Origin of the sequence: Tistrella arctica (assembly GCF_039630945.1) — a bacterium.
In the GTDB taxonomy this organism is placed as follows: domain Bacteria; phylum Pseudomonadota; class Alphaproteobacteria; order Tistrellales; family Tistrellaceae; genus Tistrella; species Tistrella bauzanensis.
Genome location: NZ_JBBKTV010000005.1, coordinates 52748 through 62913, shown reverse-complemented (window position 1 = coordinate 62913; position 10166 = coordinate 52748). Strand labels below are relative to the sequence as shown.

7 protein-coding genes are annotated in these 10166 nt (G+C 65.9%); 6 read left to right on the top strand and 1 reads right to left on the bottom strand.

Features of this window, described 5'->3' with window-relative positions; translation table 11 throughout:
* Positions 1 to 583: 583 nt before the first annotated feature.
* The 6 genes from WG924_RS12180 to WG924_RS12155 all read left to right on the top strand — a co-directional run bounded on the left by WG924_RS12180 (position 584) and on the right by WG924_RS12155 (position 9313).
* Positions 584 to 1627 carry an efflux RND transporter periplasmic adaptor subunit gene (locus WG924_RS12180; protein WP_345933309.1) on the top strand — a complete coding sequence of 348 codons (1044 nt, stop codon included), beginning with the start codon at positions 584 to 586 and terminating at the stop codon, positions 1625 to 1627.
* The gene (locus WG924_RS12175; protein WP_345933308.1) at positions 1627 to 4719 is read left to right on the top strand and encodes an efflux RND transporter permease subunit; all 3093 of its coding nucleotides are present in this window, start codon (positions 1627 to 1629) and stop codon (positions 4717 to 4719) included. Before WG924_RS12180 ends, WG924_RS12175 begins: the two co-directional genes overlap by 1 nt.
* A gap of 213 nt (positions 4720 to 4932) precedes the next feature.
* Positions 4933 to 5559: a YcjF family protein gene (locus WG924_RS12170; protein WP_345933307.1), complete on the top strand. Its 627-nt coding sequence runs from the start codon at positions 4933 to 4935 to the stop codon at positions 5557 to 5559.
* Between the two features lie 130 nt (positions 5560 to 5689).
* Positions 5690 to 5902, top strand: a complete 213-nt coding sequence (locus WG924_RS12165) for a hypothetical protein (RefSeq protein WP_188576737.1) — start codon at positions 5690 to 5692, stop codon at positions 5900 to 5902.
* A gap of 124 nt (positions 5903 to 6026) precedes the next feature.
* Entirely contained in the window at positions 6027 to 7682 is a 1656-nt protein-coding gene (locus WG924_RS12160) for a cyclic peptide export ABC transporter (RefSeq protein WP_345933654.1), read from the top strand.
* Positions 7679 to 9313, top strand: a complete 1635-nt coding sequence (locus tag WG924_RS12155; RefSeq protein ID WP_345933305.1) for an SPFH domain-containing protein — start codon at positions 7679 to 7681, stop codon at positions 9311 to 9313. Before WG924_RS12160 ends, WG924_RS12155 begins: the two co-directional genes overlap by 4 nt.
* On the opposite strand, the gene WG924_RS12150 is transcribed toward WG924_RS12155, so the two are convergent.
* The gene (locus WG924_RS12150) at positions 9314 to 10105 is read right to left on the bottom strand and encodes a thioesterase II family protein (protein ID WP_345933304.1); all 792 of its coding nucleotides are present in this window, start codon (positions 10103 to 10105) and stop codon (positions 9314 to 9316) included.
* Positions 10106 to 10166 lie beyond the last annotated feature (61 nt).

The window sequence follows — 10166 nt, the reverse complement described above, 5'->3', positions numbered from 1 at the left end:
GACAAAATCGTTACCCGTTGACTGACTGCTGGATCATAGGCGTTGTCGGGTGCGATCTGCAACCGGACTACGAGGGATCGTATTGACGGGCGTTTATGTGACAGATGTTGATGTGATGCGGTTCAGGGGGCGATGTTGTAGACAGGGTGGGGAGGGAGCGGTGACCATGCTCGTACTGACTTGTGTCCCTAATGGAAGTGCCGGGAAAAATCCACTGCGTATTGTCGTTAGGGTTGCTAAACGGTGACTGTTGCGGTGGACAGCCTTTGCACGCCATGTCACCTTCCCATGGGCCGCGACCAGCATTGGTAACCTGACGCGGTATCATGCACCGGCAGCCGAAGGGCATGCCTAGAGGGGGATCGGGATGAGGCTTTGGCGTTGGCTTGCGGTGCTGGTGATCATGGGCATCGTGGCCGCGGGGATCTGGGGTTGGCAGTCGGGTGTGTTGCCGCAAATGCTGGCGGGAAACATGTCGCCGACGGCTGCGTCGTCTCCATCCATGCCAGGTCGGACGTCGACGGCGGCGCAGGAGGGCTCCGGCCCTGCCAGCGCCAGTTCCAGTGCCACGGATGCACCGGCGGTGACGGTGTCGGTGACCAGGGCGGTGCGCGGTATGGCGATCGACAGCCTGAGCACCTTCGGCACCATCGAACCCCGCGCGATGATTGTGCTGTCACCGCAAGCCGGTGGTCATGTGACCGAGGTGCTGTTCCAGGAAGGCGGACGCGTCGCCGCCGGCCAGCCGCTGGTGCGGCTGGACGACCGGGTGGCCCGGTCGGAGCTGGCCAGTGCCCAGGCGGCGGCGCGCCTGGATCGCGAGACTCTGGAGCGTGATTCCGAACTTGGGCGCCGGGGTACGAAATCGCGTGCCGATATCGATCGGTCACGGGCGGCGCTGGCCGCCTCGCAGGCGTCGCTGGCTGTGAAGCAGACCCAGCTCGACCTGCTGACCCTGCGGGCACCGATCGACGGCGTCACCATGACCCGCAAGGTCGAGGTCGGCAGCTTCCTCTCCCCCGGCGAGGAAGCGGTGACGGTTGCCGATCATTCGCAATTGCGGGTGACCTTTCGCCTTTCGGAACGGCTGCTGCCCCGGTTGTCGGTGGGCCAGCCGGTGACGATCACCGCCGAAAGCCTGGGCACCCGGCCGATCGAGGGCAAGGTGACCCTGGTCGACCCATCGGTGGAGGCCGACAGCCGCAGTGTGTTGCTGCGTGCCGGGTTGACGCCCGCCGACATCGCGGGACGGGCGGTCTATCCGGGCCTGTTCGTCAATGTGTCGCTGGAACTCGGGCGCAGGACCGGCGCCATACTGGTGCCGCGGCCGGCGGTGCAGTCGTCGCTGTCGGGTGATTACGTCTTTGTGGTCGAGCCGGATGCGTCCGGCCATGACACCGGCCGCGTGGTCAGGCGCGCGGTGACGATCGGCGCCGACGGCACCGATGACAGGGTCGAGGTGGTCTCGGGGCTCGACGAGGGCACGGCGGTGGTCAGCACCGGGCAGTTCAAGGTCGAGGACGGCATGCGGGTGGCCATCGCCCCGGCATCCACGCCTGCCCCGACGTCTACGCCCGCCCCGGCATCCACGCCCACAGCGGCACCGGCAAGCGGTGGGGCCGGCTGATGCTGATCTCGGACCTGTGTATCCAGCGGCCGGTTTTTGCCATCGTCATCAATCTGATCCTGGCACTGCTCGGGATCTATGCGCTCGATCATCTGTCGATCCGGCAGTTGCCGGCGATGGACTTCCCCTATGTCACGATCACCACGGTCTATCCCGGTGCGGCCGCCGAACAGGTGGAGCGCCAGTTGACCACGCCGATCGAGCAGGCGGTGTCGGGCGTGCCCGGGGTGCAGCAGATCACCTCGCAGAGCCGCGCCGGCATGTCGCTGGTTCAGATCCAGTTCCGCCTGGGCCTCGACGGGCTGTTGCTGGCCAATGAGGTCCGCAACAAGGTGGCGCCGCTCACCGACAGCCTGCCGCCGGCGGCGCGGGCACCGGTGGTGGCTCAGCAGAGCCTTGACGCCCAGCCGATCATGTTCGTGACGGTGGCCAGCCAGACGCATGACGCGCTGGAGATCAGCGACACCGCCAACCGGCTGTTGCTGCCACGGATTTCGGCGCTGGAGGGGGTGGCCCAGGCACTGTTGCTCGGCGAGCGGCGCTATGCCATCCGGCTGGTGCTCGATCCGATCCGGCTTGCCTCCTATGGCCTCACGATCGGCGATGTGCGGGCGGCGGTGGTGGCGCAGAACGCCGACGTGCCCGGTGGCGAGATCCGCACCCGCACCGACCGTACCGATGTGGTGGTCGAGGGTGCACTGGCAACGGCGGCTGAATTCGAGCGGCTGGTGGTGCGGCCGGAGCCGGGTTATCTGGTGCGGGTGTCGGATGTGGGGCGGGTCGAGGTCGGGCCGGAATCGCTCGACAATGCCATCCGTTTCGACGGCCAGGACGTGGTCGCCATCGGCATCGTGCCGCAGAGCACCGCCAATCCGCTCGACATCGCCAAGCTGGTCAAGGCAGAGCTTCCGGCCCTGGAATCCGGCCTGCCCGGCGGGTTCCACCTGACCATCGCCTTCGACAGCACCGTCTATATCGAGGCATCGGTCCATGAGGTGTTCGAGACGATCATCATTGCCGTAGGGCTGGTGCTGGGCGTGGTGGTGCTGTTCCTGGGCTCGCTGCGGTCCAGCGCCATCGCGCTGGTGACCATTCCGCTGTCGCTGCTTGGCACGCTGGGCATGATGGCGGCGCTGGATTTCAGCATCAACACCCTGACCCTGATGGCGGTGGTGCTGGCGATCGGCCTGGTGGTCGACGATGCCATCGTCGAGATCGAGAATGTTCAGCGCCATGTCGATGACGGGCTGGACCCGTTCACGGCATCCTTCCTTGGCAGCCGCGAGATCGGCTTCGCCGTGATCGCGACCACCCTGACGCTGGCGGCGGTGTTCGCGCCGATCGGGCTCGTCGGCGGCCAGATCGGCATGCTGTTCCGGGAATTCGCCTTCACGCTGGCGGGCGCGGTGCTGGTGTCGGGCTTCATCGCCCGGACATTGTCGCCGATGATGTGCGCGCGCCTGATCGGCACCCGATCGGAGCGCGGCTATGCCCGGCGGGTGGAACGGTTGAGCGAGCGGGTGGCCGCGGCCTATGGCCGGCTGCTGGGCTGGCTGCTGCATCATCGCTGGATCATCGTTCTGGCGGTCGTCGGCGCGCTGGCCTTCGGCTATGGTCAGGCCGGCCGGCTGGGGTTCGCCTTCGCGCCGACCGAGGATCAGGGCTATATCCTGTTCGACATCGAGGCGCGCGGCACATCGACCCTGTCCCATCTTGAAGATCAGGTGGCCGGGCTGGAGTCCATCCTGCGCGGCGTGCCCGAAGCGACCGGCGCGCTGACATTGCTCGGCAGCCCCAGCCCGTCGAAGGCCAATGCCTATCTGCTGCTGAAGCCATGGGACCAGCGCCAGCGCAGCGCATTGGAAATCGGCGACGCACTGAAACCACAGTTGGCGGCGCTGCCCGGTCTGCGGGTCAATGTGTTGCAGGTGAGCCCGCTTGGCGGCGGCGGCAGTTCGCGGCCGATCCAGTTGATGATCACCACCACCGGCGACTATCAGGATCTGGCGGCGGCGATGGACCGGCTGGTGGAACGAGCGCGCGCCGTGCCGTCGATCGCCGACCCGGCATCCAGCCTGCAGCTTGAACGGCCCGAACTGCGGGTGACGCTGGATCGCGACGGCGCCGGAGAACAGGGTGTGACCGCGACGGCCCTGGGCGACACCCTGCAGGCGGCGCTGGGCGGCAATCCGGTCTCGACCTTCTCGAACCGCGGCGAGCTGTACAAGGTGATCATCGACCTGCCGCCGGAATGGCGCGGATCGATCGACACGATCAACACCCTGGAAGTCCGCGGCAAAAGTGCCGACCCGCTGCCGCTGCGCGACTTCGTGCAGGTGACGCGCGGCGTCGGCGCCGACATGCTGGAGCATACCGACGGGCTGCGGTCCGCCACCTTCACGGCCGGCGTCGCGCCTGGTCATACGGCGGCCGAGGCCTTCGCGGCGCTGCTGCCCCTGACCACACAGGCGCTGGATCCGGGCATGAAGCCGGTGCTGGGCGGTGATGCCGCCAAAGCCGGGGCCGAGAGCGGATCGGCGGGCACGGTGCTGCTGCTGGCGCTGGTGTTCATCTATTTTATGCTGAGCGCGCAGTTCGAAAGCTTTCGCGACCCGGCGATCGTGCTGGCGGTGGCGCCGCTGGCGGTGGCGGGCGCCATCGTCACGCTGGCCGAAACCGGCGGCGGGTTGAACATCTACAGCTTCATCGGCTTCGTCACACTGATCGGACTGATCGCCAAACACGGCATCCTGATCACCGAATTCGCCAACCAGTTGCGCGATGCCGGCCGTGACCGGACCGAGGCGGTGGTGGAGGCGGCCACCACGCGCCTGCGTCCGATCATCATGACCACGATCGCCACGGTGCTGGGCGCTGTGCCGCTGGCGATCGCCAGCGGCGCCGGTGCCGGCGGCCGCACGCAGTTGGGCTGGGTGATCGTCGGCGGTATGACATTCGGCACCATCGTGTCACTGTTCGTCATTCCGGCCGTCTATACACTCTTATCGCGGAAGGTGAGGCGGCCGCTGGTCGAGCCGCCACCACCCGACGCCCTGCTTCATCAGCGGCTGAAGGATGCGCCACAGCCATGATGCTTCGCCAGCGGACCCGCCCGTCACCACCGGGAAATCCATTGGCGTTTCTCCGGAAGGATGGCACGCTCTGCATGGGCTTTCGGTGCACTGGTTGCCGGCAATCCGGCAGCGGTGGCGGCGCCCACCCATGACGGGTCACCTGACGGTTTTTCCTTCCGACCCCATGACCGCTCCCGGCAGAGTCCGGGCCCCAGAATGAGGACAAGATCGATGACCACTGCTGCCGAAATGACGGCCGAACCCGTCGACACCATTGATCCGGCCACCGATCCGGCCGTGCGGGCCGATGACGCCCGCGCGCTGGTCAAGCGCTTCTCGCTGTGGTCGGCCGGCGCCGGCCTGCTGCCGTTCCCGGTTCTCGACATGGCGTTGATGACCGGCGTTCAGGTGAAGATGATCTATCATCTGTCGAAGTTGTATGACATTCCGTTCAGCGAGAACCGCGCCAAAGCGGTCGTGGGCTCGCTGGTCAGCACTGTCGTCCCCGGCGGCGCCGCGATGGGCGTGGTCGGCTCGGTCGGCAGCCTGGTCAAGTCGATCCCGGTGGTTGGCACCCTGGTGGGTCTGGTCGTCACCCCCGCCGTTGGCTATGCGGTCACCTATGCGGTCGGCCGGGTGTTCATGCAGCATTTCGAGACCGGCGGCACCCTGCTGAACTTCAAGCCCGAAGAAATGCGCGAGCATTTCAAGGCCGAGTTCGAGGCTGCCAAGGCCAATGCGCCGGCGAGCACCGAGGCTGCGAAGGCCGAGGCGGCAGGCACCGGGGCCCCGACGACCGAGACCACGAAGACCGGCGACACCACCACGACCACCAAGACCTCGACCAAGACCGCCTGAACAGGCGTTCCGGTTACGGAGACGATGAAGCCATCCGACGCGACCTCAGGGGCGCGCCGGATGGCGTTCGTCCATGTTCCGCCGCCATCCTGATCCACTGACACCTGATGCCCCGGGAGGGCACCGCTTCATGTCGTCTGCCATCGGTCTGGTCCTGCCGACCATTTATGTCGTCATGTCGATCATGGTCGGGCTGTGCTCCATCGGCCGGAAGCCCGGTTTCGTGGTCTCGTTCCTGCTGTCGTTGCTGATCACGCCGTTCGTGATGCTGCTGATATTGTACGTCACACGTCCGCGTGAGCCCGCACTGCCGCCGCGGCCGGCGAAGACCAAGCGCCGCTGATGGTGATGTCTGCCTGTCTGGCGAATCTTGCCCGTGCCGTTCCATACGGTGGCCCCGTCGTCGGCCATTCGTCGGCATGCGGTTCCCGTTTTATCGACCAGAAGACCGAGACCGCCCGGTGACGATGCCCCTGATCGATCTCATCCGTCGCGAGATGACGACCAAGCCGATGACCATGCTGGTCATCGCGGCCCTCGCCGGTGTGAGCAACGCCCTGGTGATGGCGATCATCAACACCTCATCCAGTCTTGCCGACGAGAAGGTCGACCTGCGGACGGTGGCGTTGTTCGGCATCGTGGTGGCGATCTATATCCTCAGCCAGCGTCGGATGATGCAGATCACGGCGATCGAGGTCGAGGAGATCATTCACCGTCTGCGTCGCGGCCTGATCGAGACCGTCGCCCGGTCGGATCTGCTGCCACTGGAACAGATCGGCCGCAGCAATATTCTGGCCGGCCTGATCCGCGACACCCAGACGATTTCACAGGCCGCGAACATTCTGGTGATCGCCGCCCAGTCGGTGATCCTGATCGCGCTGGCGATGATCTATATCCTGATCACCGACCGCACGGCCTTCTGGTTGAGCACCGGCTTCATCGCCATCGCGGTGTTTCTGGTCGTCCGGCGGCTGATCGATCTGCGCAACAAATATCCGATGGCGATGGGCAAGGAGAACCTTGTCTTCCAGAGCATGCGCGATGTGCTTGACGGCTTCAAAGAGGTCAAGCTTTCCGCGGCGCGTCGTGATGCGCTTCTTGAAGATATGGTTGTGGTCTCGGAACTGGCCCGTGATGCCAAGGCCGATCTTCAGGTCAAATCAGGCAACGAGTTCGTCTTCGGCCAGACGATGATCTTCCTGTTGCTGGGCGTCGTGGTGTTTCTGGTGCCCAGCATCGGCGATACCAAACCCGAGGCGGTGGTGCAGACCGCCACGGCGATCCTGTTCATCGTGGGGCCGCTGGGCATGGTGATCCAGGCGGTGCCGGTTCTGGCCATGGCCAATGCCGCCGCCGACAATCTGTCGCGCATGGACCAGACGCTGCGGGAAATCGCGGCGGCATCCGCGACCGCCACCACGACCGCCGTGACACCCCTGACGCAGTTCGACGAGATCCGTTTCGACGGCATCACCTTCGCCTATGCCCCGGTGGGCGGCGTGGCATTCGGGGTGGGGCCGTTCGATCTGACGGTGCGCCAGGGCGAGACGATCTTCATCACCGGCGGCAATGGATCAGGCAAATCGACCCTGGTGCGGCTGCTGGTGGGCCTGTACTACCCCGACCGAGGCATGTTGCGGCTGAACGGGCAGGTGGTCGACCGCCATTTCTATGACAGCTATCGCTCGCTGTTTTCGGTCATCTACGCCGATTATCACCTGTTCCGGCGGCTCTATGGCATCACCCCCCCCTCGGCCGAGGAGTTCCAGGCGTTGGTGACGCTGATGGAAATGGGCGGCAAGGTGGCCCTGGACAAGGACGTGTTCGACACCATCGATCTGTCGAGCGGCCAGCGTAAACGCCTGGCATTGATGGTGTCGATGATCGAGGACAGGCCGATCCTGGTGCTGGATGAATGGGCGGCCGATCAGGATCCCCAGTTCCGGCGCAAGTTTTATCGGGAATTGCTGCCGCTGTTGAAGGCGCGCGGCAAGACGGTGATCGCCATCACCCATGACGACCGCTATTTCGACGTGGCCGACCGCCGCATCGCGATGGAAGAGGGCCGGGTCGTGGCGATCGTCGAACGTGAAGCCGCCACGGGCGGGGAGGATGTGGAATGACGGTCGCGGATATGGCGGGCAGCGACGAGCCGGGGTTCTTCGGCCGGATCGGCGCCTGGTTCTGGCGCCATATATGGTCGATCACGATCACCGTGCTGGTGCTGCTGGCGGCGATCATCCTGCTGTGGCCAATGGTCTTCATCACCGTGCCGGCGGGCCATGCCGGCGTGGTCTGGTACCGGTTCGGCGGCACGAATGTCGACGAGACCCGCGGCGAGGGCCTGCAGTTCATCTGGCCCTGGGACCGTCTGGAAATCTACGATGTCCGCTTCCAGACCGTGACCCAGACTTATGATGCCATCACCGCCGATGGTCTGACCGTCGGCACCACGATTTCGTTCCGCTTTCGGCTGGACGAGAAGTATGTCGGCATCCTGCACAAGAATGTCGGCCCGGATTACCTGTACAAGATCATCATCCCCGAGGTCGGGTCGGTGACCCGCGCGCGGATTTCGCAGTATACCGCCGAAGATTTCTATTCGAACCTGCGCACCATCGTACAGACCGAGATCTATGAGGGCGTGAAGACCAATTTCCTGCGGGGCAGTTCCTATAGCGCCGAGGGCGTTGACCTGATCGAGCTGGAGGATGTTCTGATCAAGGCCATTCACCTGCCCGATCGGGTGGCGCAGGCGATCGAGCGCAAGGTCGAACAGTATCAGCGGCAGTTGGAATATGATTTCCGTCTGGCCAGCGAGCAGAAGGAAGCCGAGCGCAAGCGGATCGAAGGCGAAGGCATCCGGATGCTGTTCGATCAGGTGGGCGATGCCCAGATCCCGGATTACCTGACCTGGCTCGGCATCAATGCCACCGTTCAACTGGCCCAGTCGCGCAACGGCAAGATGGTGATCATCGGTAACAAGGACAGTGGCGGCATGCCGCTGATTCTGGGCGGGATCGACAGTGGCGGATCGCAGGCGGTGTCGACGCTGGAGCGCGATCGCGCCGGCAATCCGCTGATTGCCGGCGACAACAACGTCGGCACGGTTGCGATCGACCCGCTGGGCACCGGCATCAACGGCCATGATGCCGCCGATGCGACCGGTGTGACCATCGACACGGCCGGTACCGCCGGCCCGCCATCGAGTGGTGACGGCACCGCTCCGCGTACCCATGGTGGGCGCATGGACACGGGCGAGAGCGAAGCGATCATCGAGGGGCGCGTGCCCGCGGCCGCGGCGGCCAATCCTCAGCGCGGCACGATACTGACGCCATCAGCCGCCGCGGCCCATGGCTTCGTGCCGGAGGCCGCCTATCCGCAGACCAGCAACAGCGGCATGATGGCCCAGCCGGGCATGGCGGCCGCGGCCATGGCCGGCCAGCCCGGCACCAGTGCTGCAGGCGGCGGCATGATGCCGCCGGGTTATGCCGAACATGGCCAGGCGCAGCCCGGCTATGGCCAGCCGGCCTATGGCGCGGCCGGCAGCCAGCAGCCGCCATCGGACCAGATGGGTCGCAGCATACTGCCCGGCCAGCCGATCACGGTCGATCAGGTGGCACGCTGGCTGGGCTGGGCCGAGGGTGGCGAGCTTGCCGGCGGCAATGGCCGGCAGGGCTTCGGCGCTTATGGCGTGGTTCCGGAAACCGCACCACGGACCGGCGCCGTCGGCGTCGCCGGCAGCGGCGGCTGATCACCTAAGGTCGTCGGGCAGGCCCGCCATCAGGCGGGCCACCACCGCAGCCGGATCACTGCCCAGATAGAAATGTCCGCCCGGGAATATGGCGCTGTCGAAGCGGGCGGTGGTGAAGCCCTGCCAGCCGGCAAGCGTTTCCGGCGCGGCATGTCTGTCGTCGATGCCGCCCATCGCCAGGATCGGGCAGGGCAGGGCCGACAGTTCGGCCGGCTTGGGTTCGTATTCGGCGACCATCCGGAAATCGGCCCGGAGTGTGGGCAGGAACACGGCCATCAGCGCCGGATCGGCCATCAGCGCCGCCGGAATGCCGTCATAGCGTTCCGACAGCGCCCGGGCGAAATCGTCGTCATCCATGCCCAGCAGGTCTTTCAGCGTGCTGCGGCTGCCGGGCGGTGTGCGTCCGGATACGGCAAGCAGGCGCGGGCCCTGTGACGGCGCGGTCTGGATCAGCCGGCGCGCCAGTTCATAGGCCAGCATCGCCCCCATGCTGTGGCCGAACAGCACCGTCGGCTTCGGGGTCAGAAGGCCGATCGCATCGGCGAGTGCGGCAACCACAGGCTGGACCCGATCGAGCGCCGGTTCACGAAACCGGCTTTCGCGCCCGGGCAGTTGTGCCACCAGCAATTCGACATCGCTGCCGGTCAGGGCATCCCAGGGACGGAAGCTCGACGCGCCGCCGCCGGCATGGGGAATGCAGATCAGCCGCCAGCGCGCCAGATCCCGGCCCGCGGGTCCGGTCAGCCAGCGCTGGCCGGCTGGCTGCACCCAACGATTGGCGGTTGCGTGCATGATCTGTCGCTCCCTCTATGCGCTGTGTCTGGCCACGCTATACCGCAGCACTGTCGGTCTG

Coding starts and splice junctions, on each gene's coding strand:
- WG924_RS12175 (WP_345933308.1), top strand. CDS start 1,627: ATGCTGATCTCGGACCTGTGTATCCAGCGGCCGGTTTTTGCCATCGTC.
- WG924_RS12170 (WP_345933307.1), top strand. CDS start 4,933: ATGACCACTGCTGCCGAAATGACGGCCGAACCCGTCGACACCATTGAT.
- WG924_RS12165 (WP_188576737.1), top strand. CDS start 5,690: ATGTCGTCTGCCATCGGTCTGGTCCTGCCGACCATTTATGTCGTCATG.
- WG924_RS12160 (WP_345933654.1), top strand. CDS start 6,027: ATGCCCCTGATCGATCTCATCCGTCGCGAGATGACGACCAAGCCGATG.
- WG924_RS12155 (WP_345933305.1), top strand. CDS start 7,679: ATGACGGTCGCGGATATGGCGGGCAGCGACGAGCCGGGGTTCTTCGGC.
- WG924_RS12150 (WP_345933304.1), bottom strand. CDS start 10,105: ATGCACGCAACCGCCAATCGTTGGGTGCAGCCAGCCGGCCAGCGCTGG.